Here is a 23,345-nt window from a genome sequence, read left to right on the forward strand (position 1 = left end):
GGGGCACCGGCATGCAGGGCCCCCTGACAGGACTGACCGTCATCGAGATGGCTGGGATCGGGCCGTGCCCCCTGGCCGGCCAGCTGATGGCCGACCTGGGCGCGGACGTGATCGTCATCGACCGTGCGCCCGGGGGCGAACGGCCCAACGACGTGAACAACCGCAACAAGCGCAGCATCGCGGTGAACCTCAAGGCGCCGGGGGCTGCCGGGCTGGTGCTGGACCTCGTTGCCGGCGCGGACGTGCTGATCGAGGGCTTCCGCCCCGGCGTGATGGAGCGCCGGGGTCTGGGCCCCGATGTCTGCCTCGCGCGCAATGCCGGGCTGGTCTACGGGCGGATGACAGGCTGGGGTCAGGCCGGTCCGATGGCGCAGATGGCCGGGCACGACCTGAACTACGTCGCACAGACCGGACTGCTGCACATGATGGGGAACGCCGACCGCCCCCCTGCACCGCCCCTGAACCTGGTGGCGGACTATGGCGGCGGCACGATGTTCCTGCTGCTCGGCGTGCTCTCGGCCCTCTGGGAGCGGTCCCGCAGCGGCCAGGGCCAGGTGATCGACGCGGCGATGATCGACGGGGTCGCGGCGCTTGGCGCGGTGTTCGCCGGGATGACCGCCACCGGCATCTGGTGCCCGGGCCGCGAAGCCAACCTGCTCGACGGCGGCGCGCCCTATTACCGGGTCTACGAGACCCGCGATGGCGGGTTCGTCTCGGTCGGAGCGATCGAGCCGCAGTTCTTCGCGGAACTGGTTGAGAAGGCCGGCATTCCCTCGCAACTCGCCGCCCGGCGTGACGACCGCGACAGCTGGCCGGAACAGCGGGCCGCCTATGCCGCGATCTTCGCCGCCCGCAGCCGCGACGACTGGGCGGCGATCTTCAAAGGCTCCGACGCCTGCCTCGTCCCGGTCCTGACCCCGGACGAGGCGATGGCCCATCCCCACGCGACCGCCCGCGGATCCTATGTCGAGGTCGGCGGCCTCAGGCAGGCCGCTCCGGCCCCGAGGTTCGGACGCACGCCTGCACCCGCGCCGCGCGCACCCCGCCCGGCCGGGAGCGATGGCGCGCAGGTTCTCGACCGGTTCGGCATCGGGCCGGAGCGCCAGGCGCAGCTCCTCTCGGACGGGATCGTGATCCCGCCTGCCCCCTCCTGACGCATCCCGGATCGCGCCGGCAAGAAGGGCCCCGCCGTCAGGGCGGGGCCTGCATCGTTGCGCTGCCGTCAGCCACGGATGGCACGAAAAAGACCGGCCGCCCGAGAGCGACCGGCCGAATACGTCCCGGGATCGGTATCGGTCAGGACACCGAACCGACGCTCAAGCCGCCGCAGATATAGAGGTTCTGCCCAGTGACGAACCCTGCCCCTTCGGACAGGAAGAAGGCGATGGTGGCCGCGATCTCCTCGGGCTTGCCGACGCGTTTCATCGGCACCTTGGCCATGAACTTCTCGCGCGCCTCCGAGCCGACAGGCTGGAGAGAGGCGAACATCTCGGTCTCGAACGGGCCGGGAGAGATGACATTCACGGTCACACCGTCCGGCGCCAGCTCCAGCGCCGCGGTCCGAGCGAGCCCGGTGAGCGCCGCCTTGGAGGCAGAATAGGTCGACCGCTCCGGCTTGCCCAGCGAGGCGCGGCTGCCGATCATCACCACCCGGCCGAACTGCGCCGTTCGCATGGCGGGGATCATCGCCTGCATCGCCCAGATCTGGGATTGCAGGTTGACCCGGACCGTCTGGTCGAACCCCTCGTCGGTTACCGCTTCAAGGGCCTTGGCATCCACATAGCCGGCATTTGTCACCAGCCGTGTCGGCGCGAACTCTTGGGCGATCTCGGCAAATACGTCTTTGCACGACGGATCCGACAGGTCGACCTTCCGGAAGGTGCCGTCGAAATCCACCGGCTCTGTCCGGGCGAGGCCGATCACGTGATAACCCTGTCCGGTGAGATACGCAGCGGTGGCGGCCCCGATGCCGCGACTGACCCCTGTCAGAACCACGCTTGGTTTGTCCATGTCCTACTCCTTGCTTGTTACTCTGGCCGTCACATTTGCGATGGCAGCCAGAGGCTGATTACCGGGAAAAAGATCAGGAGCGCGGTGATGACGATCTCTGCCGCCAGGAACCACATCACGCCCTTGAAGATCGTTTCGACGGGGATGTTCGGGTCGACCACGCTTTTGACCACGTAGACGTTCAGGCCCACGGGTGGAGTCAGCAATCCGATCTCGATCAGCTTGACCACCACGACGCCCATCCAGATCAGGTTGAGGTCCATCGCATCGTAGACCGGCAGCAGGATGGGCAGCGTCACCAACATCACCCCGATCGGGTCGAGGAACATCCCCAACACGAGGTAAAGCACCACGGTGAAGCCTATCACCATGAAGACGGTCACCTCGCCTTCGGTCACGATCCGGCCCATCGTCTGGGGCAGGCCCGCCAGCACCAGGAACTTGGACAGCAGAGCGGCACCGACGGCGATGATCAGGATCGAGGCGGTGCTGTTCACGGCGTCGCGGATACTGTCGCGTATCACCTGGAGGGTGAGCGTTCCCCTCAGCGCACAGATCAGCAGCGCGGCCACAGCACCGATGGACCCCGCTTCGGTCGCTGTCGTGAAGCCCGAATAGAGCAGCCCGATGACCGCCCCGATCAGCACCGGGATCGGCCAGACCGAAACGAAGGCCGACAGGCTTTCGCGCAGGGTCGGGCGGTACTCGGACCGCGGTGCCAGCTCCGGGTTGATCAGGACCCGGATCACCACGGTCGCCCCATAGACAACCGCCGTCAGGATCCCGGGCAGGACACCGGCGATCAGCAACTGGCCGATCGGAACCGCAGTGTACCAGCCGTAGATGATGAAGGCGACCGAGGGCGGGATCATCGCCCCGATCGTGCCAGCCGCGGCAACCGTGCCGGTGGCCAGCCCCGGGTGGTAGCCGCTCTTGAGCATCTCAGGCACCGCGATCCGCCCCATGGCCGCGGCTGTGGCGAGGCTTGACCCCGAAGCAGCCGCGAACATGGCGGATGCAAAGTTGGCCGCGATGGCCAGCCCTCCGGGCAGCCGCCCGAACCAGATCCGGCAGGCCGCGAACAGCGATGTGGTCAGCCCGCCGCGAAAGGCGATGGTGCCCATCAGAAGGAACATCGGGATCGCCGAGAGCGACCAGTGCGCCGCAAAGTCATAGGGCAGCTTCCCCACGACGACCCAGATCGTGTCCAGCCCCCGAAGGGCCGCGATTCCACCCAAAGACGTCACGATCAGCGCGACGGCAATCGGGACACGGACGATCAGCAGGATGAGCAGCAGGCCAAGAAAGACCAGGGAAATGGCGGTGCCGGACATGGGTACCTTTCAGGATTTCAGAGGTATGGCGTCGCGCAGGCGACCGTCAGTCGATCGCGCCGTGACGGGTTCCGTCATCCTGCGGATCGGGCCCGACCAACCGGTCGCGCAGGGTCCGGACCAGGACGACCAGCGCCGCGAGGGCGGCGAAGGCAAACCCTGTGGCGGCGATCCAGCGCGTCGGCCAGATCAGCAGGTCGAAGAAGACGACATCCATGAACTCGCCCCGCAGGGTCTGTTTCCAGGCGTATTTGGCTGCGCTGACCGCGATCAGCCCCATCGCTCCAAACGCCAGCAGTCGGGCGAAGGCATCCATCACGCGACGCCGCGACGCCGACATTCGCGCGGTGAAGACTTCGACGAAGACCATGTCGCGCGACAGCTCGAGCGCTGCGAGCGGCAGGAAACTGACCGCCACCATGTAATAGCTCGAAACGATCTCCAGCGTGCCCGTCAACGGCTTGTTGAACAGCCCGCGCAGCAGCACGTCGAGAAAGATGTGCACCATCATCGCCACCATGCAGGCCCCGGCCACCGCGAAGGCGATGGCCGAGGCGATGCGCACGGCACTGGCAAAGGCTTTGCCGATCGTGTTCATGCCGATCTCCTGCAGCTCCGGATCAGAAGCTGACCTTGCCGTAGATGTGCTCGCGCAGCAGCTCTTCATAGCGGGCCAGCTCGGGCGCGTCGGTGCCCAGCAGGTCGGTCCACTTGTCCAGGATTGTCAGGAAGGTGTCGAGGTTCTCGCCCGGCGACTCGACGCCTTGCTTGACGGCATCCTCCAGGCTCACCTCGCGCGCGGCGACCTTGGCCGTGTCGATCGAAGCTTTCAGGTCTTCGCCTGCTTTGGTGTAGACTGTGCCGTTATCCAGCGCCTTCTTCTTCGAGGTCTCAGAGCTGTCGTAATAGGCCTGCACGTTCTGGGTAATGTAGCCGGGCATCTTGTCCAGGATCAGCGCGCGCTGATCCTCGGGCAGCTCGTCCCAGACGTCGCGGTTCACGACGAAGCTGTGGAAGCCGTGATAGGTGCCCATCGGGAGGTCGACGACCGTGCTCACCACGTCGTAGAGCCCATAGTCCTCCATCGCGCTTTCCGGTGCGAGTGCACAGTCGATCTGACCGCGTTGCATCCCCTCGTAGACGTCGTTGAAAGGGATGTTCACCGGCGCGGCACCCCAGGACACAACCAGACGGCTCCAGGGGCCTGCGGCCTTGATCTTCTTACCCTGCAGGTCCCCCACGGTCGAGATCGGGCCATTGCACAGCAGCTTGTAGGTCGAGGTCGACTGGAACCCCAGATTGGTCACCCCCATCTTGTCGAGGTCGGACTGGCAGCCGGGGCACTCCAGCATGGCGTATTCGGCCATCGCGGCCGCCATCACCCAGGAACTCTCGCCTTCGAGTGCCAGGCTGGAGGCGATCACCGTGTGCGGCAGGTCGCCCGGCACATAGACGTCGGTCACCAGACCGGCATCGATCAGACCGTCACTGATGAACGACAGCGTCGCCTTGCCCGAGGCCACCGCGCCGCCGGACAGGACGTCGATGCCAAGGTCGCCTCCGGTCGCTGCGCTCAGGGCTTCGCCCAATGCTGCGGTGTTCTTCGTCACCTGGTGCGTGCCGGGTTGATAGGTGTTGTATTTCAGTTCCTTAGCCACGCCCGCGACGGGCATGACGACCAACGCCGCGGCCAGGCCACAGATGGCGGAATTCACAAGAGTCATCAGGTTTCCTCCCTTTCATCCGGGCAGACATTGCCGTCGCACCGGGTGATGTTCCTTTGCAGCCGGTCCGCCCTCCAGCGGGATTCTGGTTGCCAAAACAATCATTCATGAATTATTTGTATCGTCAATCTAAAAGCACCCGGACACCTCGGTCCGCCCGACTCGGGTACAGTCTGGGGCTTGCGTCCGAAGAAGATGAATCATTGACTTCAAACGTGCCGGATCGTCGGGGAAGAAAGGAACACTGATGCAGGACATCGTTCTGGACATGGGCGGAAAACTCTTCGCGGAACATGCGGAAGCCGCGTTCCATGCTCACCCCAAGGATACCACGGAAGGCGCGGCCAGCTGGATGCCCGGGCTCTGGGCGCAGGTCGGGGAACTGGGCCTGCCGCTGGCGCTCCTGTCCGAGGAGCATGGCGGTTTCGACCTGCCGGCCGCAACCGCCATGGGCCTGGTCCGCCTGGCCGCCGCGCATGCGGTTCCCCTGCCCCTGGGTGAGACGATGATCGCCAACTGGCTGCTGGCTCATGCCGGACTGCCGCTGGCCGAAGGCCCCGCAACCCTGGCACTGGGCCCGGAGCTTGACGGCGACAGGCTGAACGGCCCGGCCGCCCGCGTCGCCTATGGCCGCCATGCCGCGACCGTCGTGCTGCTGGCCGGTGACAGGCTGGTCCGCACCGACGCAGGCACCGTGACCGAAGCCTCACACAATGTCGCCGGAGAGCCGCGTGATACGCTTGTCTTCGCGGGCGAAGTCACCTCGGCCCCGGCTCCCGTCAATAAGCAGAACTTTCGCCTTCTGGGCGCGCTGTTGCGGGCGCAGGGCATGGCCGGAGCGCTGGAGGCGGCCCTGTCGATGACCGTGGACCACGCCAACAGCCGCGAACAGTTCGGGCGACCGCTGGGCAAGTTCCAGGCCATCCAGCAGAGCCTCGCAGTCATGGCAACCAACGTGGCTGCGGCCGGCGCCGCGGCCGTAATGGCGACTGACTTGCTCTCCGACGCCCTGGCGGGTACCGGGGCCTTCGCCACCGCCGCGATGGCGGCCAAAATCCGTACCGGAGAAGCCGCTGGCATCGGAGCGTCTATTGCCCACCAGACGCATGGGGCCATCGGCTTCAGCCAGGAATACCGCCTGCACCCCCTGACACGCCGCTTGTGGGCCTGGCGCGACGAATGGGGCCGCGAGGCAGAATGGTGCGAAACCCTCGGCACCGAGGTCTGCGCCCGGGGGCCTGATGGCTTCTGGCCCTTCCTCACAAGCACCGGATCCGCTGCATGAGCGATTTCCTGACCTTCCCCGCCCCGCCCGCCCTGCCCGGCCAGGACGATCTGCGCCGGGACGTCCGCGCCTTCCTGGCCGAAACGCTCGGACCGGATTTCGGAGCCACGGACCAGGCCCGAAGCTGGAACGGCCACGATCCCGAATTTTCGCGCAAGCTGGGTCGCCAGGGCTGGCTCGGGATGACCTGGCCTACCGAATACGGCGGCGGCAACCGCTCGCCCCTCGAACGCTATGTCGTGATCGAGGAGCTTCTCGCCGCCGGCGCGCCGGTGGCCGCCCACTGGATCGCCGATCGCCAGTCCGGCCCCCTGTTGCTGCGATTCGGCTCCGAGGCGCAGCGCCGCGACATCCTCCCCCGCATCGCGGCCGGTGAATGCTACTTCTGCATCGGGATGAGCGAGGCGGGCAGCGGGTCCGATCTGGCCGCCGCAAAGACACGGGCGCGCAGGGATGGCGACGAATGGGTGCTGAACGGCACCAAGATCTGGACCACTTACGCCCACCACGCCCATTACATGATCGTCTTCTGCCGGACCGGCCACAGCGAAGACCGCCACGGCGGGACCAGCCAGTTGCTGGTCGATCTCTCCACCCCCGGCATCACCATCAGCCCGATCCTGGACCTTGCCGGAGAGCACCACCTGAACGAGGTGCAATTCGACAACGTCCGCCTGCCTGCCACGGCGCTTCTGGGGCAGGAGGGCCAGGGCTGGGATCAGGTGATGGGCGAACTGGCCTTCGAACGCTCGGGGCCGGACCGTTTCCTGTCCTCCTTCGCCCTGCTAAACGACCTGGTTCGCGTTCTGGGCACCGCGCCCGATCAGGCCTCGGCCCGCGCTGTGGGGCGGATGGCGGCGCATCTCATGGTATTGCGCCACATGTCGCGCTCGGTCGCGGGCAAGCTGGCCCGCGAAGAAAACCCGACCCTTCAGGCCACGATCGTCAAGGACCTCGGTGCCCTGATCGAACAGGAGATCCCCGAGATCGCGCGCACCCTCGTCCCGGTCGAACCGGTGCCCGGGCCGCAGAACGACTTTGCCTGCGCACTGGCCCGCACGCTGATGTCCGCGCCCAGCTTCTCGCTGCGCGGCGGCACCCGGGAAATCCTGCGCGGGATCATCGCCCGTGGCCTTGGCCTGCGCTGAACCGCATTCCATTTTTTTCAGAAAGGACCCAAATGACCCTCGTACTGAGCGAAACCGACGAGCAAGGCATCGTCACGATGACCCTGAACGACCCGGAGACCCGCAACGCGATCTCCGATCTTCCGATGATCGAGGCGCTGGAAGAGGCGGTTCATGCCGCCGAGGCCGACCCCCGGTCGCGCGTGATCATCCTGACCGGCGCGGGCAAGGCATTCTCGTCCGGCGGAAACATCAAGAAGATGGGCGCAGGCGGCGGGCTGAACGACCCGCTGCCCGCCAAGACCCGCGCCAACTACCGCACCGGCATCCAGCGCCTGCCGCAGATGTTCGAAGCGATGGAGCTTCCCGTCGTCTGTGCCGTGAACGGCGCGGCCATCGGCGCCGGCTGCGACCTGACGCTGATGTGCGACGTGCGCATCGCGGGAGAGCACGCCAAGTTCGCCGAAAGCTTCGTCAAGCTGGGGATCGTGCCCGGCGACGGCGGCGCCTGGCTCCTGCCCCGTGTGGTCGGGTGGTCCCGGGCCTGCGAGATGGCCCTGACCGGCGATCTCGTCGATGCGGAAGAGGCAAAGGCAATCGGCCTGGTGTCGCGCGTCGTCCCCCAGGGCAAGCTGATGGAGACCGCCCGCGACGTTGCCCTGCGGATCGCAGCCAACCCGACCCATGCCGTCCGGCTGACCAAGCGGCTGCTGCGCAAGGCCGGTCAACAGAGCTTGTCCGAAATCCTCGAAACCTCGGCCGCCTACCAGGCGCTGGCCCATGCCACCGCCGACCACGAAGAGGCCGTCGCCGCCATGCTGGAAAAACGCCCGCCCGTGTTCAAGGGCGTCTGACCCGGCCCGCACCGGCCTGCGGGAAAGTGGACGGAGGCCGCTGTCACCTGTCCGGCAAGGAACGGCCCACCGTCGCCCTGCCTGGCCCGAACTCCGTCGATATGCTGGTCTGCCTGATGGCGGTACATGCGGGCGGCGCGGTGATCGTGCCGCTGAACGGGCGCAATGCGGGCCCAAAGCTCGACGCCCGGATTGCACGCACCCGCCCGGACATCGTCGCCGTCCATCCGTCCGACGCGCCGTGCGCCAGCGGGCGCGTGCCCATGCGGGCCTCTTGCCCCGCCGGGTTCTCAAGGTGACCCCGCAACGGTCCCTGCATTGGTCAGGGTCCGCAACAATGCCCATCCGCAGTTCGCCGGTCCCGGCGATAGGATCACCCGGGCATCATCGACAGGCTCCGCACCAGCTCCAGCGAATTGCGGCTGCCGAAGCGGGCCATAAGGCGGCTCTTGTGGACATGCACCGTGCGGGGCGAGATGTTGAGCCGCCGGGCGATTTCCTTCGCGGTCAGGCCCTCGACCAGCAGCATGCCGACCTGCCGTTCGCGCCGCGACAACGGCACCACTGCCCGCTCGGCCGACAGGTCCGAAAACGACCAGACCGCGCGCGCCAGCGGGTGCGCGGTGTCGATCGCCTGGCCCCGGACGCGGCACCAGAACAGCTCTCCCGACTTGCGGCGCATGATGCGTTCGTCGGCATATGCCCCGGTGTCGCCCAGGGCGCGGGTCCAGTGCTGCCCGGTCAGGTCGAAATCGTCGAGCGAGGGATAGAGCGCGGCCAGCGACTGCCCCACCAGCGTCTCCGCCTCGTAGCCGAAGATCGCCGCGAACCGCCGGTTGCAGCGCAGGATCACGCGATCCTCGGAATAAAGCAGCCCGACCGGCGCGTGGTCGAAGATCGCGGTGTCCAGATCGGCACGGGTCACGGTTGGCCCCAGATTAGGTAACCTTGCGGAATAGGCATCCATGCGCGTCGCTGTAGCATGGGGGCCCGCAAGGAGGAAAACCAGATGCAACCATGTATCGTCGGCTGGGGCCATACCAAATTCGGCGCCCTGAAAGAGCAGAACCTCGAAGACCTTATCATCGCCGCCGCAGGCGAGGCGCTGGAACATGCCGGCGTCCCGGCGGCGGATGTCGACGGGATCTGGCTGGGCCATTTCAACTCGGGCATGGTGCCCGATGCCTTCGCCTCGTCGCTGGTGCTGGGGCTGGACGACGACCTGCGTTTCACGCCCGCCACCCGGTGCGAGAACGCCTGCGCCTCGGGATCTGCCGCGATCTACGCGGCGCTGGACGCGATCCGCGCGGGCACGACGAAAATCGCACTGGTGGTCGGGGTCGAGAAGATGACATCGCTCGACACCGCCGGGGTGACCGCCGCGCTGGCGGGCGCCTCCTACCAGAAGGAAGAGGCCAGCGTCAGCTTCCCCCAGATCTTCGGCCGGATCGCCGGGCAGTATTTCCAGCGCTACGGCGACCAGTCCGCGGCACTGGCCCGGATCGCCTGCAAGAACCACGAGAACGCCCTGTCGAACCCGCTGGCCCACATGCAAAAGAAGGTCAGCTTCGATTTCTGCAACGCGGTGTCCGAAAAGAACCCGATGATTGCCGCGCCCCTGCGGATGACCGACTGTTCGCTGATCTCGGACGGGGCGGCGGCGCTGGTGATCGTGGCGCCCGAACTGGCCGGGGAGTTCCCCCGCGCGGTGCGGTTCCGCGCGACCAGCCAGGTCAATGACTTCATGCCCATGTCTCGCCGCGACATGACCGAGCTGACCGGCGCGAAGATGGCGTTTTCAAGTGCCTTCGGCACGGCAGGCGTGAGTGTCGGCGACATCGCCTTTGCCGAGGTGCACGACTGCTTCACCATCGCCGAACTGCTGATCTACGAGGCCATGGGGCTTGCCCCCAAGGGCCAGGGCTCCCGCGTCGTCGAGGACGGCTCGACCCTGCGGGGCGGGCGTCTGCCGGTGAACCTGTCCGGCGGGCTCAAGGCCAAGGGGCATCCGGTGGGCGCGACTGGCGTGTCGATGCATGTGATGGCCGCCCGGCAGCTGAGCGGCGATGCCGGCGACATGCAGGTCCCCGATGCGGGGCTGGGGCTGGTGTTCAACATGGGCGGATCGGGCGTGGCCAACTACTGCTCGATCCTGGAACCCGCGACATGAACCCGGCGGAATGGCTGGCCCGCACGGCGCGGGCAAGACCCGGCGCCCCCGCCCTGCTGAAGGGGCACGAGGTGGTCGCTGACTACGCCGCCTTCGCCCGGCAGGCTGCCGGGCTTGGGGCGGCGCTTGTGGAACGCGGGATCCGTCCTGGCGACCGGGTGGCGATCTTCCTGCCCAACACGATCGAGTACCTGCCGATCTTCTTCGGCATCCTGTGGGCCGGCGCCACCACGGTGCCGATCAACGGCAAGCTGCATGCCAGGGAAGCGGCCTGGATCGTCTCGCATTCCGGCGCCAAGATCGTTCTTGCCCGCGACGCGGGGCTGGATAGGGAATGCTCTGCCACCCGCATTGACCCGGCAGACCCCGCGTTCGCCGCCATGCTGGCCCATGCGCCGCTGGACCAGCCGGTGGCGCTGGCGCCCGATGACCCGGCGTGGCTGTTCTATACCTCGGGCACGACGGGTCGGCCCAAGGGCGCGGTGCTGAGCTGCGGCAACCTGCTGGCGATGTCGATGTCCTACCTCGCCGATGTCGACGAGGTCGGCGCCGACGATGCCGCGCTTTATGCCGCGCCGATGTCGCACGGGGCCGGGCTTTACAACCTGATCCATGTCCTGCGCGGCGCGCGTCACGTGGTGCCCGTCAGCGGCGGCTTCGATCCGGCCGAGATCTTCGACCTGGCCGCCGGGCTGGGCAACGTCTCGATGTTTGCCGCACCGACCATGGTCAAGCGCATGGTCGATCACGCCCGGCGTAGCGGCGACACCGGCACCGGGATCAAGACGATCGTCTACGGCGGCGGGCCGATGTACGTCTCGGACATCCTTGGGGCGCTGGACCTCTTCGGGCCGAAGTTCGTGCAGATCTACGGCCAGGGCGAGGCGCCCATGACCATCACCGCCCTGTCGCGCGCGGATATCGCCGACAGCGCGCATCCCGACTGGAGGCGGCGGCTCGCCTCGGTCGGCCGGGCGCATTCGGTGGCCGAGGTTCGCATCCTCGACGCCGAGGGCAACCCCCTTCCGGTCGGCGAGGTGGGCGAGATCGCGGTGCGCGGTCCTCAGGTCATGCAGGGCTACCTGAACGACCCCGAGGCCAGCGCGAAGGCGCTGCGCGACGGCTGGCTGCTGACCGGCGATCTGGGTCACCTGGACGCCGATGGCTATCTCACGCTGCACGACCGGGCCAGGGACATGATCGTCTCGGGTGGGTCGAACATCTATCCGCGCGAGGTCGAGGAGGTCCTGCTGACCCACCCCGAGGTCAGCGAGGCCTCGGTCGTCGGCATGGCGGATCCGGAGTGGGGCGAGATCGTCATCGCCTTTGTCGTCGCCTCGGGCGCCCGGCCCCCCGAAACGGCCGATCTGGATGCGCTCTGCGTCGGCTCCATCGCCCGGTTCAAGAAGCCGAAGCGCTATGTCTTCGTGACCGAGCTGCCCAAGAACAACTATGGCAAGGTGCTCAAGACCGACCTGCGCGCGCGGCTTGAAGCTCCGGCCGCTTCGGATACAGCCCCGGCCGACAGTTGAGACGCGGAACCGGCGGCCGGCCCCGACGGGGCCTGCGCGCCTCTGCCGTCAGGCCGTCCGCCCCGCAACTCTAGGAAAATCAGACGCTTCAGACATCCGGCGCCTTCAAGAAGTATGGTTGATCCATATTTAGTTTTAAAGCTACCGTAGAGACCGATAGGCCCGATTCCGGGCCGGACTGGGGCAGATGATGCATGAGCTGATCCAGGACCGTCACGACGGTATCCTGACCCTGACGCTGAACCGGCCGAACCGCGGGAACGCGACGACGCACCCGATGATCCGGCAGCTTCGGCTGTGGCTGGAAGAGGCCGCCGTGGACCCCTCCGTGCGCGTGGTCGTCCTGCAGGGCGCAGGCGCGTCCTTCTCGGTCGGCGGCGATGTCGCGGCGCTCAGCCATGCGGATGTCGACGACCCTGTCGTTGCCCGCAACCAGGATCACCCGGCCTGGCACGACACCGAGCTGCGCAGCGACAGGATCCGGCTGAACAGCCGCGCGGCCGAACTGCTCTATACCATGCCGAAGCCGACCATCGCGGCGCTGCGCGGGCACGCAATCGGCGCGCCTCTGGGCATGGCGCTGGCCTGCGACTTCCGCCTTGCCTCCGACACGCTGAAGCTGAGGACGGGCTTCGCCGGGATCGGCCTTTCGGGCGATTACGGCGTGTCCTACCAGCTTCTGAAGCTCGCCGGGCCGACCCGTGCGCGCGAGATCCTGATGCTGAACGAGGTGCTGGACGCCGAGGCGGCGCGGCGCGACGGCCTTGTGGGCCGCGTCCTGCCCGATGCGGAGCTGGACGACGCCGCAAGAGCGCTCGCGCAGCGCCTGGCCGAGGGGCCGGGGCTGGCCTACCGCCATATCAAGTCAAACCTCGTCGACGCGGAGACTGCAAGCTTCGGCGCCGCGCTCGACATGGAATCCCTGCGGCAGGCGCGCGCCGTCTATTCCGGCGACGCGCAGGAGGCCATCGCGGCCTTTCAGGAAAAACGCCCGCCCCGCTTCCGGGGGTATTGAGCACATACGGCACCGCCCCGCGCCTCGCGGGACAGGCCGACGGGAGGAGGAGACCCAGATGGCGAAATGGTTTGACGGCAGCGACACGATCACCCTGTCGGTTGCCGATGCGGTGGCGACGGTCACCCTGTCGCGCCCCGACAAGCGCAACGCCCTGACCCTGGCGATGATGCAGGACCTGCGTGCCGCCCTGCTCGAGGCCGACGACCGCACCGACGTCAACGCGATCCTGCTGCAGGGCGCCGGGCCGGATTTCTGCAGCGGCTACGACATTTCCGACAATTACGACCGCATGGCGCGCGAGGCCGGGATGGCCCAGTCCTATCGCAAGGGGTTCGGCGCCAGCATGGACGACGACATCTGGCGGATGGAGCGCAACCAGGAGCTGCTGCTGACCGTCGTGCAGATCCACAAGCCGGTGGTCGCCAAGATCCACGGGCGCTGCCTGGCCGGGGGCATGGACCTCGCGCTCTACTGCGACATCGTCATCGCCGGGGACACCGCACAGATCGGCTTTCCCGCGACCCGCGCCAACGGCACCCCGCCCAGCCAGATGTGGAGCTATCACCTCGGGCCCCAGTGGGCGAAGCGGATGCTGTTCACCGGCGACAGTCTCAGCGGGCGTGACGCTGCGGTGCTGGGGCTGATCATGGACAGCTATCCCGACGACACCCTGGATGCCGAGGCCGACGCGCTGGTGCGCCGCATCGCGCTGACCGATGCCGACCTGCTGGCCGCGCACAAGCGGATCGTCAACCTGTCGCTGGAGCTGCGCGGCGCGAACACCATGACACGCCTCGGGCTTGAGATGGATGCGCGGGCGCATCTCAGCAGCGGCCCGCGCACCCGCGCCTTCCGCGAGACGATGGAGGCCTCGGGCCTGCGTGCCGCGCTGCACGCCCGCGACGATGACTACGGTCCCTCGATGATCCGGCTGGGGGCGGCGCGCAGGGGCGGCGTGGAATGACCGGGCCCGGCGCAACGGGGCGGCTGCCGCTGCAGGGCATCCGCGCGATCAGCCCGCCGCGCGGGCCAGCAGCATCCGGCCGCTTTCGGCCCTGGCCGGACCGGCGAGGTTCATCAGGTTGGCGCGCTTGAGGAAGAAATGCGCGTCGAACTCCTGCGTGAAACCGATGGCGCCGTGCACCTGGATGTTGGCCTCGCAATTCAGCCAGGCATAGTCGCGCGCCACGAGGCGGGCGGCGCTGACCTCGGCCGGCGCCATCGGCGTGCCAGCATCCAGCATGATCGCGGCATAGCAGACCTGGGCACGCAGGGCCTCGGCCCGGGTCGCCATCTCGGCGCAGATATGCTTGATCGACTGGAAACGCCCGATCGGCTGGCCGAACTGTTCCCGCGTTCCGGCATAGTCCGTCGCGCGTGCGGCGGTTTCCTCGGCGATGCCCAGCAGGACCGCCGCGGCGCAAAGCTCGGCCAGGTCGACCAGCGCGGGATCCTCGCACCGGCGCACGCCGTTGCCCGGGGCGATGAAGCGGTGCAGGGTCAGGCTGGGATCGGCCGAACCGCGCGGCTCCATCGACACGGCGCGCGCGTCGATCAGCTGCAGGCCCGAGGCGTCCCACGACAGGAAGACGTCGGCGCCCTCGGCCTGGATCACCCGGCCCGACCCGTCGCCGGCGGCGCCAAAGGCCAGCGCGGCACGGCTGTCGCCGGCCAGCAGGGCATCGCGCAACGGCGCGTCGTTCAGCGCATCCGCCGCCCTGACTGCAAGGATCGTCGCCAGAAGCGAGGGCGTGACCAGCCCGCGCGCCGCCTGTTGCAGCAGGATCGTCTCCTCGACCGGGCCATATCCGATGCCGCCCCGATCCCCGGGCAATCCCAGGCCGAACCATCCCTGCCCCGCCATCAGGGCCCACTTGTTCAGATCGCCGCCGCCCGACGGGGTCGCCAGCCGCCTGAGCGGGAATTCCCGGGTGACGAGGGCTTGGATGGACGAGGCCACCTGTGACTGCTCGTCGGAATATGTCAGGTCGATCATGAGGCTGTCCCGCGTGGTGAGTGGCATGTCGGCGCGCGCTGTGGCGCACAAGTATCTTTTATAATACTACCAGCCCCGAGGCAGGCAACACGGAACCCGAGAAAGCCGAAAATCTTTCTAATTTTCTCAGCTTCCGTTGATATTGTCCGATGGGTCGACAAAGATGCAATCACATCACTTTTACCGGTAACCGTGCCGGACCAGGGAGGATAGCATGGAATACAGGGAAACCCCGGACGACCGGCAGTTCCGCGAACGGGCCCGGACGTGGCTGGACGAAAACATCCCGCGCGAACCGCGCCCCGCCTCCGGCGCCGCGCTCAAGGCCTTTGACCGGGACTGGCACCGGCGGCTCTATGACGGAGGCTGGGCGGGCATCACCTGGCCCGAAGGCGCGGGCGGCCCCGACCTGTCGCTCAGCGAACAGCTCACCTGGTTCGAGGAATGCGCCCGGGCCGATGCGCCGACGGCCGGGATCCACTGGCTTGGCCTGGCGCATGCCGGCCCGACGATCTTTGCCGTCGGGTCCGAGGCGCAGAAGGCGGCCTATCTCGAACCGGTGCTGAAAGGCGAACACGTCTGGTGCCAGGGCTTCTCGGAACCGGGCGCCGGATCCGACCTGGCCGGGCTCAGGACGCGGGGCGTGGTGGACGGTGACGACCTGGTGGTCAATGGCACCAAGATCTGGACGACCTTCGGCCAGTACGCGGATTTCCAGGAACTGCTGGTCCGCAGCGACCCCGAGGCCGCCAGGCACAAGGGCCTGTCGTGGATCATCTGCCCGATGGACACGCCCGGGATCACCATCCGCCCGCTGACCACGATGGCGGGCGAGACCAAGTTCTGCCAGATCTTCTATGACGATGTGCGCATTCCGCTGGCCAACCTCGTCGGCGGCCTCGACAACGGCTGGAAGACCGCGATGGTGACGCTCGGCTTCGAGCGGGGGCCGTCGTTCCTGCCCGAGCAGCTGCTTGCCGAACGGGCCCTGGACCGCCTGATCGAACGCACGGCGCGGCTGGCCGGAGGACGTGACCGGATCGACGCCGTCGCCGCCGACAAGCTGGCCACGGTCAAGGCCGAGATGATGGCCATGCGGTCGATGACCTACATGCATGTCTCGCGCGCCAGGAAGGACGGCGCGCTTGGCGCCGTCTCGTCGATCAACCGGCTTTACAGCTGCGAGGTGATCCGCCGCGCGGGCAAACTGACGCAAGAACTGCTGGGTGAGGCCGCTTTCGACACCGAGGTGTCGGACGGCGTGTCGTCCTTCGACTACTACGACACGTTCCGCTACGGCATCGCCGCCGGCACCACCCAGGTACAGAAGAACATCATCGGCGAACGGGTCCTGGGCCTGCCGCGATAGGCCGGGCGTATCGGCTTCCGGCCTGGCGGACTGATCCCGCCGGACCGGACCCGGCCCCTTTGTTCAGGCGGTTTGCGGCGTCGGGCTTGCGCGGTCGCGGAACACCCGGATCAGGGCCAGCCCCGCGACAGTCGGCACCACGCCCAGCATCAGCCCCGTCGCGCGGTCGATCCCCAGGATCGCCACCAGCGGCGCCGCGATCAGCAGGCCGCCGACCACCACCAGCACCCGGGCCAGCAATCCGATGGCATGATGGCGCCGCTCGACATGGCCGACACCCAGCACGTGCCCGTCCAGCGCGCCTGCAATCAGGGTGACGCCGACGGTGGCCTCGGCCAGCCGGAAGAGGATCGTCGCCGTGTCGCCTCGCAGGATCAGCGCCGGTTCCAGCACGAAGAAGAACGGCACAACGTAGATGACCGAGCCGAGCCGCATGGCCGCAAAGCCGGTGCGTATCGGGTTCGCCTTGGCGATGGCCGAGGCCGAGAAGGCCGCCAGCGCCACCGGCGGGGTGATGTAGCTGAGCATGCTCCAGTACAGCACGAAGAGATGCGCCGCCATCGGGTCCAGCCCCGCCCGCGCCAGTGCCGGCACCAAAGCGATGGCAAGGAAGATGTAGGCCGCCGTCACCGTCATGCCCATGCCCAGCACGAAGCAGGCCACGGCCCCCATGATCAGCAGCATCAGGGTCGAACCGCCCGCCAGGTGCAGCAGGTCGTTGGCGATGGTGCCGGACATGCCCGTCACGGCCAGCGCGCCGACGATCAGCCCGATCCCGCAGAGGATCGCCACCAGTTCGGCAAAGAGACGCCCGACCGCCCTGAGAAACCCCATCGCCTCGGCCAGACCCCAGCGGTTGTGCGGAAAGATCTGGTTCAGGAGCAGGACAAAGGCGGTGGCGATGAAAGGCGCCGTTGCCTCGCGCTGGAGGGAGACGATCATGTAGATCAACACGCCCATGGCTATGAGGTAGTACCATCCTTCGGCCAGAACCTTGCCGAGCCGCGGCAGCTCGACCCGCGGCAGGCCCTTCAGCCCGTTGCGCGCGGCATAGGCGTCGATCTGCACGAAGAGCGCGAGGAAATACAGGAAAGAGGGCACGATGGCCGCGAAGACGACGTCGGCATAGCCCACGCCCAGGAACTGCGCAATCAGGAAGGCGGTCGCCCCCATCACCGGCGGCATCAGCACCGCCCCGGTCGAGGCGCAGGCCTCGATCCCGCCGGCGTAGTGCGGCGCGAAGCCGGTGCGTTTCATCGTGGGGATGGTCATGGTTCCGGTGGTCAGCACGTTGGTGATGACGCTGCCGCTGATCGACCCCATCAGGCCGCTGGAAAAGATCGCGACCTTGGCCGGGCCGCCCCGCACGGTGCCGAGCAGCGCGAAGGCCAGGTTGATGAAAAACGGCCCGCCCCCTGTCTGCTGCAGCGCGACGCCGAAGATGATGTAGCCGATCACCAGGGTCGCAAAGGCCGCCAGCGGGATGCCGAACACGCTTTCCGTGCTCATGACGTAAAAGATCGCCGTGTCGCGGACCGACACGCTGGCCGCCGAGATCGGGCCCGGCATCACGCCCGCCACCAGCGGATAGATCGAGATCACGGCGGCGATGATCGTGATGACAGTGCCCCCGACCCGGCGCAGCGCTTCCAGAACCAGGACCCACAGCAGGATGCTGACCCAGATCGCCGGTTCCGGCGCGACGTATTCCCAGCCTTCGCTGCTGACGCGCCGGGCGTTCCAGACCATGAAGGCCATGCACCCGAAGGTCAGCAGGCAGAGCACGGTGTCGAGGCCGACCTCCCAGCCCGCGCGGCGCTTGCCGCGCAACGGCCAGATGACAAAGACCATAGGCAGCGAGAAGAAGACGCAGAGGTAGTAGAACTGGTTCAGGATGATCGTGTAGCCCACAAACAGCCTGAGATTGTAGATGAAGTTCAGCGCCAGGGCGCAGAGCACCACGGCCGTGACCGCCGCCGCGATGCCAGCGGCACGTGCGGGTCGGGCGGCATCGTGGTGGACGCCGCCCTGTTCTTCGGTTGCCGATACCATGGCGCCGGTCGCGTCAGAGCTTGGCGGCGTCGAGGGCGGCCTGGCGGGCCTTGAGCCAGCCGGCCTTGAAGGCCTCGTCATCGTCGGGCGCGCTGGCGGTATAGTCGGTCCAGGCCTGGGCGAGGACCTCCTGGCGTTTCAGCAGCATGTCCTGATGGGCCTGGGCCTCGTCCGTCCACATGCCCTGTTCCTTGAAGTACGCCACCGCGCCCTCGTGGAACGGAAAGACACCGTCGAACCGCTGGCGATCCAGCTTCCAGCCGGCGGGTGCCGGGGCGGCCTCGGCATAGGCGTCATAGTCGTCGGCCATGAAGCTGGTGACGTCATGGGCCAGGCCTGGCGCATAGTCCGGCTTCACGATCAGGATGGGATAGGGATAGATCGCCCCGGCATGCGGGTTGTCCGCCGACATGGTGGCACCGACGGTGATCTGGTGCGCGCTCAGGTAGGGCGCGACGGCCTGCAGGCGGGCCCAGCCTTCGGTATCCTCGGCCGGAAGCGGGACGTAGTAGATGCCCCGCGGGCTGGTCTGAAGCTGCATGATCGTCGGTGTCGCGACCGATCCCGCCGCCATCAGGTCGGCCTGGCCGGATCCGATCGCCTCGACCCCCTGGGTATAGCCCGGGATTTCGACCCGTTCGACATCGTCCCAGGTCAGGCCGGCGAAGGCCAGATAAGCGGTCGTGATCTCGTTCTGCGAGTCGCTTCCGGGAATGTAGACCACGCGCTTGCCGGCGATGTCGGCGGCATCCTTGATGCCCGACTTGGCCGAGCTGAGCGGCGCGAAGCCGTAATCGCCATAGCCCGCGCGCAGCACGCGATAGGGTTGCGGACCCCAGTCCCGGCTGGCGAAATCGCCCAGCCCCTCGACCGCGGAATAGGCGCCGATCCCGCAGATGCAGAGATCGGCCCGGCCTGCCTTGAGCGGCAGCAGCCGCGCCACGTCGTTCTGCCCCGGCAGCACGCGCAGGCTGCTGCCGTATTTCGTCTGCAGGACATTGCCGAAGGCGACGGCATGGGCATAGCCCATGGCGCCCGTCGGATAGGCGCTCCAGACCATCGTGGCGGGGAACTCCAGCTCCTGCGCCGACGCTGTCATCGGGGGCAGTGCGGTCATCGCGGCCGCGAAGACCGCAAGCTTTGTGAACTTCATCGTTTTCCTCCCTGAGCGACCCGATCCGATGCGGGCCATACAGTCCCGTCGCGATCTCGAGTCGCAACAAGGATTAAATATAGACCTACCATACTTTACCGACTTGAGCCAAGTATTCAGTAGGTTTTGGGCATGCCCAACACCTGCTCTCCCAGGTACGAAAGGATCATGTTCTCCGAGATCGGCGTGATCCTGAGCAACCGCGCCTCGCGGAAGTACCGTTCGACATGAAACTCGGAGGCATAGCCATATCCGCCCATGGCCTGCATCGCCCGGTCGGCAGCCATGAACCCCGCCTCGGCCGCCAGGAACTTGGCCATCGAGGCCTCAGGCCCGCAGGGCAGACCGTTGTCGTAGAGCCACCCGGCCTTCATCGCCATCAGCTCGGCCGCGTCCAGTCGCATGGCGGCATCGGTCAGCGGGAACTGCACCGCCTGGTTGGACCCGATGGCCCGGCCGAAAACGGTGCGATCTTTTGTATAGGTGACCGCCTTGGCCAGCGCCGCCCGCCCGACGCCGATCGCCTCGAATGCCACGAGAATGCGCTCGGGGTTCAGCCCGTCGAGCAGCAGCTTGAAGGCGCGCCCCTCCTCTCCGACCATGTCCGAGGCCGGCACGCGGTAGCCGTCGAACACCACCTCGTTCGTGGTGACGGCATTGCGTCCCATCTTGCGGATCGGCCGGATGTCGAGCTCTGCGTGCCGCAGCTCGGAAAAGAACATCGTCAGGCCGTGGTAGGGATTGCCCTCGCGCGCGCGCGGGGCCGTGCGCGTCAGGATCAGCACCCGGTGGGATTCCGAGGCGGTCGTCAGCCAGGTCTTGCGCCCGGTGATGACGTACCCGTCGCCGTCCCGCACGGCACGGGTGCGGATATTCGACACGTCGGTCCCGAGGTCCGGTTCGGACACGCTGAGGCAGACGCGGGTGTCGCCCGACACGACATGCGGCACATGGGCGCTGCGCATCGCATCGGTGCCGTGCTTCACCACCGGGTTGATGCCGAACATCCCGATATGCACCGCGCTGGCCCCGTTCATCGCGGCGCCCGAGGCCGCGACCTCCATCAGGACCAGCCCCGCCTCGACGATACCCAGGCCCGACCCGCCCAGGGCCTCGGGGATGGCCGTGCCAAGGAACCCGGCATCGGCAAAGGCCCGGTAGAACTCTTCCGGATATGTGTGTGTCTCGTCGTGCTCGGACCAGTAGGCATCCGGGAAGGCGCGCATCATCTCGCGCACCGCGCCCCGGATCGCCGCGTGGTCCTCGGAGGGGCGAAAATCCATCAGCCGGCGCCGTCCAGCCTGGCGTAACCGTTGTTCAGCACGACCTTGTCCCGCTGCAGCGACGTCGCGCGGAAGCTGGCGGTGCCGCCATCGCGCCAGATCTCGATCTTCAGCGTCTCGCCCGGATAGACCGGGGCCGAGAACCGGGCGGCGATTTCCCTGAGGCCCTGCGCGTTCCAGTCCAGCACATGTTCCACCAGCGCCCGCCCGGCCAGGCCAAAGGTCGCCAGCCCGTGCAGGATCGGCGCCTCGAACCCGACCTTGGCGGCAAGTGCCGGGTCTATGTGCAGGGGGTTCAGGTCGCCGGACAGACGATAGATCAGCGCCAGTTGCGGCAGCACCGGCACCTCGGCCGTCACGTCCGCGGGACGGTCGGGGATCGGATGCACGGCCGGCGTGTCGCGCGCGGGCGCGCCCTCGACCCCGCCATCGCCGCGGCAGAAGGCCGTCATCTTCACGGTCGCCAGCAGATCGCCGGTCGCCTCGTCATGCAGGTCACGGTCCAGGTAGATCAGCGCGCCCTTGTCGGCGCCACGGTCGATCACGTCGCGCACGGTCGTCGTTCCGATGACGGTGCCCGCAACCGGCAGGGGCTTGTGGATCACCAGCCCCTGTGCGCCATGCACCAGCCGCGAATAGTCGATTTCGAGCGGGATATCCCGCATCGAGCGGAACGCCAAGGCCACCGGCATGGTGGGAAAGGCGGTCAGCTTTTCCTCCCACAGGTAGGCCAGCTGGCCGGGATCGGTCGGCGCGTCACCCAGGCCCAGCCCGAGGGCATAAAGGATCGTGTCGCGCGCATCGTAGGTCTGGCGGGCCGGGTCGATCTTTAGCGCGAGGGCGCGATCATAAGGTATCACGTGACGGTTCTCCTGGCGGGGTCAAAGGGTCGCGGCCGAGCCGAGCAGCAGGGTCGCCTGGCTGGACAGCACGCCGCCGTTGCCATGCGACAGCGCCACGTTCACATCGTCGACCTGGCGGTCCCCGGCCTCTCCGGCGATCTGGCGGCAGGCCTCGACCATGGTGAAAAGGCCGTACATCCCCGGATGCACGCAGGACAGGCCGCCGCCGTTGGTGTTGACGGGCAGCGTGCCGCCCGGCGCGATGGCGCCGCCCTCGACAAAGCGCCCGCCCTCGCCCTTGGGGCAGAACCCCAGGTCTTCGAGGAAGAGGATGACGTTGATCGTGAAGGCATCGTAGAGCTGCAGCACATCGACATCCGACGGCGCCAGCCCGGCATGGGCGAAGGCGCGCGGCCCGGACTGCGCCGCCGCCGTTACCGTCAGGTCGGGCATGGCGGCGATGTAGCGATGCGTCGTCGCGGCCGCACCGCCCAGCAGGTAGGCGGGCGCGTCGCGCAGATCCCTGGCGCGGTCGGCACGGGTCATGACGACCGCCGCCGCACCGTCGGTGACAAGGCAGCAATCCCGGACGGTCAGGGGCGAGGCGACCATGGGGGCCGAGATCACGTCGTCGATGGACAGGTCGCCGCGCTTGTAGGCGTCGGGGTTCAGGTTCGCCCACTTGCGGGCCGCCACCGCGACCTCGGCCAGCTGTTCGCGGGTGGTGCCGAACTCGTGCATGTGCCGCCGCGCGGCCAGCGCATAAGAGGCCGGAAGGTTGGGCCGGTAGGCGGTTTCGTAGGGCGACTCTCCCGGCGGGGCCGGATAGCGCCGCGTGTTGGTCCGCGTGTTCGACCCGTAGGTGATCAGCGCCACGTCGCAAAGTCCCGCATCCAGCGCCAGCGCCGCCTCGATGGCGTGGGACAGGAAGGCCGACCCGCCGGTGCGGTTGTTGCCTGTGACCTTGGGGTGGATGCCGTAGTATTCCGCCAGCGAAAGGCCCGAGAGCATGTCGTCCGGCAGCGCCACGTAAAGCGCATCGACATCGGCCAGCGTCAGCCCCGCGCTGTCGAGCGCCAGGAGCCCGGCCCCGGCGGCCAGGTCCATCGAGCTCTGCCCCGGCGCTTCGCCCATGCCGTGGGTGGCCCAGCCGACCATCGCGGCGCGGCCCCTTGGAAAGCGTGCCTCGGTCATTGCTCTGCCTCCCCTTCCGCGACAAGACGGAAGACCAGCAACGGGTCGCCGCCTTCGGGTGTCTCGATCTCGGCCCGCACGGCCTGTCCGATCCCGGGCGTGTCGGCGCCCGGCCCGACAAGGCGCGTCATCAGGCGCGGACCCTCGGCCAGGTCGACGAGCGCGATGTTGTAATCCGGCGCATCGCCGCGCTGCGTGACCACAGTAAAGCTGTGCACGGTGCCGGCGCCGCTCGCCTCGACCCATTCCAGATCGCGCGCGCCGGTGCCGGGCTCGGCAATGCGTGGATAGAAGACATGGCGCCCGCTGCTGCGGCTGCGCTGGATCATGAACCGGTTCTCGGCAAGGAATGCGCGGAACTCGGCTTCGGGGTTCGGTTGGTTCACGGCACCCTCCGTTGCG

At 67.6% G+C, this 23,345-nt stretch carries 22 protein-coding genes; 10 read left to right on the forward strand and 12 right to left on the reverse strand.

The window, feature by feature from the left end:
- The first annotated feature begins 11 nt into the window (after positions 1-11).
- Positions 12-1,154 (forward strand): CaiB/BaiF CoA transferase family protein, encoded by a 1,143-nt coding sequence (locus tag GLS40_RS08595; protein ID WP_160382352.1) that lies wholly within the window; start codon positions 12-14, stop codon positions 1,152-1,154.
- Positions 1,155-1,296: 142 nt separating this feature from the next.
- Here GLS40_RS08595 and GLS40_RS08600 read toward each other — a convergent pair whose 3' ends face one another.
- Genes GLS40_RS08600 through GLS40_RS08615 form a run of 4 tightly spaced genes read right to left on the reverse strand, consistent with a single transcriptional unit; the run spans position 1,297 to position 5,068 of the window.
- Positions 1,297-2,010 carry an SDR family oxidoreductase gene (locus tag GLS40_RS08600; RefSeq protein ID WP_160382353.1) on the reverse strand — a complete coding sequence of 238 codons (714 nt, stop codon included), beginning with the start codon at positions 2,008-2,010 and terminating at the stop codon, positions 1,297-1,299.
- Positions 2,011-2,039: 29 nt separating this feature from the next.
- Positions 2,040-3,344: a TRAP transporter large permease gene (locus tag GLS40_RS08605; protein ID WP_160382354.1), complete on the reverse strand. Its 1,305-nt coding sequence runs from the start codon at positions 3,342-3,344 to the stop codon at positions 2,040-2,042.
- A 46-nt stretch (positions 3,345-3,390) separates the two neighbouring features.
- Complete coding sequence (locus tag GLS40_RS08610; RefSeq protein WP_160382355.1) at positions 3,391-3,942, reverse strand: TRAP transporter small permease; 552 nt, start codon at positions 3,940-3,942, stop codon at positions 3,391-3,393.
- A gap of 22 nt (positions 3,943-3,964) precedes the next feature.
- The gene (locus GLS40_RS08615; RefSeq protein WP_160382356.1) at positions 3,965-5,068 is read right to left on the reverse strand and encodes a C4-dicarboxylate TRAP transporter substrate-binding protein; all 1,104 of its coding nucleotides are present in this window, start codon (positions 5,066-5,068) and stop codon (positions 3,965-3,967) included.
- A gap of 247 nt (positions 5,069-5,315) precedes the next feature.
- On the opposite strand from GLS40_RS08615, the gene GLS40_RS08620 reads away from it, so the two are divergent.
- From GLS40_RS08620 to GLS40_RS08635, 4 genes are read left to right on the forward strand one after another with little or no spacing between them, the layout of a single operon-like run.
- The gene (locus GLS40_RS08620; RefSeq protein WP_160382357.1) at positions 5,316-6,353 is read left to right on the forward strand and encodes an acyl-CoA dehydrogenase; all 1,038 of its coding nucleotides are present in this window, start codon (positions 5,316-5,318) and stop codon (positions 6,351-6,353) included.
- The gene (locus tag GLS40_RS08625) at positions 6,350-7,501 is read left to right on the forward strand and encodes an acyl-CoA dehydrogenase family protein (protein WP_160382358.1); all 1,152 of its coding nucleotides are present in this window, start codon (positions 6,350-6,352) and stop codon (positions 7,499-7,501) included. Before GLS40_RS08620 ends, GLS40_RS08625 begins: the two co-directional genes overlap by 4 nt.
- A gap of 32 nt (positions 7,502-7,533) precedes the next feature.
- Positions 7,534-8,334 (forward strand): crotonase/enoyl-CoA hydratase family protein, encoded by an 801-nt coding sequence (locus GLS40_RS08630; RefSeq protein WP_160382359.1) that lies wholly within the window; start codon positions 7,534-7,536, stop codon positions 8,332-8,334.
- A 26-nt stretch (positions 8,335-8,360) separates the two neighbouring features.
- Entirely contained in the window at positions 8,361-8,633 is a 273-nt protein-coding gene (locus tag GLS40_RS08635) for a hypothetical protein (RefSeq protein WP_160382360.1), read from the forward strand.
- Positions 8,634-8,707: 74 nt separating this feature from the next.
- On the opposite strand, the gene GLS40_RS08640 is transcribed toward GLS40_RS08635, so the two are convergent.
- Positions 8,708-9,301 (reverse strand): LuxR C-terminal-related transcriptional regulator, encoded by a 594-nt coding sequence (locus GLS40_RS08640; RefSeq protein ID WP_160382361.1) that lies wholly within the window; start codon positions 9,299-9,301, stop codon positions 8,708-8,710.
- 42 nt (positions 9,302-9,343) lie between these two features.
- Between GLS40_RS08640 and GLS40_RS08645 the strand changes: the two genes are divergently transcribed.
- The 4 genes from GLS40_RS08645 (at position 9,344) to GLS40_RS08660 (ending at position 14,018) form a co-directional block, all read left to right on the forward strand.
- On the forward strand, positions 9,344-10,504 hold the full coding sequence (locus GLS40_RS08645) for an acetyl-CoA acetyltransferase (protein ID WP_160382362.1): 1,161 nt from the start codon (positions 9,344-9,346) through the stop codon (positions 10,502-10,504).
- Complete coding sequence (locus GLS40_RS08650) at positions 10,501-12,036, forward strand: AMP-binding protein (protein ID WP_160382363.1); 1,536 nt, start codon at positions 10,501-10,503, stop codon at positions 12,034-12,036. Before GLS40_RS08645 ends, GLS40_RS08650 begins: the two co-directional genes overlap by 4 nt.
- Before the next feature lie 187 nt (positions 12,037-12,223).
- Complete coding sequence (locus GLS40_RS08655; RefSeq protein ID WP_160382364.1) at positions 12,224-13,051, forward strand: enoyl-CoA hydratase-related protein; 828 nt, start codon at positions 12,224-12,226, stop codon at positions 13,049-13,051.
- Between the two features lie 58 nt (positions 13,052-13,109).
- Complete coding sequence (locus GLS40_RS08660; protein ID WP_160382365.1) at positions 13,110-14,018, forward strand: crotonase/enoyl-CoA hydratase family protein; 909 nt, start codon at positions 13,110-13,112, stop codon at positions 14,016-14,018.
- A gap of 48 nt (positions 14,019-14,066) precedes the next feature.
- On the opposite strand, the gene GLS40_RS08665 is transcribed toward GLS40_RS08660, so the two are convergent.
- Positions 14,067-15,050 carry an acyl-CoA dehydrogenase gene (locus tag GLS40_RS08665; protein ID WP_160382366.1) on the reverse strand — a complete coding sequence of 328 codons (984 nt, stop codon included), beginning with the start codon at positions 15,048-15,050 and terminating at the stop codon, positions 14,067-14,069.
- A 214-nt stretch (positions 15,051-15,264) separates the two neighbouring features.
- Between GLS40_RS08665 and GLS40_RS08670 the strand changes: the two genes are divergently transcribed.
- Complete coding sequence (locus GLS40_RS08670; RefSeq protein ID WP_160382367.1) at positions 15,265-16,419, forward strand: acyl-CoA dehydrogenase family protein; 1,155 nt, start codon at positions 15,265-15,267, stop codon at positions 16,417-16,419.
- A 63-nt stretch (positions 16,420-16,482) separates the two neighbouring features.
- Here GLS40_RS08670 and GLS40_RS08675 read toward each other — a convergent pair whose 3' ends face one another.
- From GLS40_RS08675 to GLS40_RS08700, 6 genes are all read right to left on the reverse strand, one after another.
- Positions 16,483-18,471, reverse strand: coding sequence for a TRAP transporter permease (locus GLS40_RS08675; RefSeq protein WP_160382368.1), 1,989 nt, complete (start codon positions 18,469-18,471; stop codon positions 16,483-16,485).
- A 13-nt stretch (positions 18,472-18,484) separates the two neighbouring features.
- Positions 18,485-19,624 carry a TAXI family TRAP transporter solute-binding subunit gene (locus GLS40_RS08680; protein ID WP_160382369.1) on the reverse strand — a complete coding sequence of 380 codons (1,140 nt, stop codon included), beginning with the start codon at positions 19,622-19,624 and terminating at the stop codon, positions 18,485-18,487.
- Positions 19,625-19,740: 116 nt separating this feature from the next.
- Entirely contained in the window at positions 19,741-20,907 is a 1,167-nt protein-coding gene (locus GLS40_RS08685; RefSeq protein WP_160382370.1) for an acyl-CoA dehydrogenase family protein, read from the reverse strand.
- Positions 20,907-21,767, reverse strand: coding sequence for a MaoC/PaaZ C-terminal domain-containing protein (locus GLS40_RS08690; protein WP_160382371.1), 861 nt, complete (start codon positions 21,765-21,767; stop codon positions 20,907-20,909). The genes GLS40_RS08685 and GLS40_RS08690 overlap by 1 nt, the downstream gene beginning before the upstream one ends.
- A 21-nt stretch (positions 21,768-21,788) precedes the next feature.
- Positions 21,789-22,943, reverse strand: a complete 1,155-nt coding sequence (locus GLS40_RS08695; RefSeq protein ID WP_160382372.1) for an acetyl-CoA acetyltransferase — start codon at positions 22,941-22,943, stop codon at positions 21,789-21,791.
- The gene (locus GLS40_RS08700) at positions 22,940-23,329 is read right to left on the reverse strand and encodes a Zn-ribbon domain-containing OB-fold protein (RefSeq protein WP_160382373.1); all 390 of its coding nucleotides are present in this window, start codon (positions 23,327-23,329) and stop codon (positions 22,940-22,942) included. Before GLS40_RS08700 ends, GLS40_RS08695 begins: the two co-directional genes overlap by 4 nt.
- Positions 23,330-23,345: the final 16 nt, after the last annotated feature.

It is taken from the genome of Pseudooceanicola pacificus, assembly GCF_009789075.1.
GTDB lineage: Bacteria > Pseudomonadota > Alphaproteobacteria > Rhodobacterales > Rhodobacteraceae > Pseudooceanicola > Pseudooceanicola pacificus.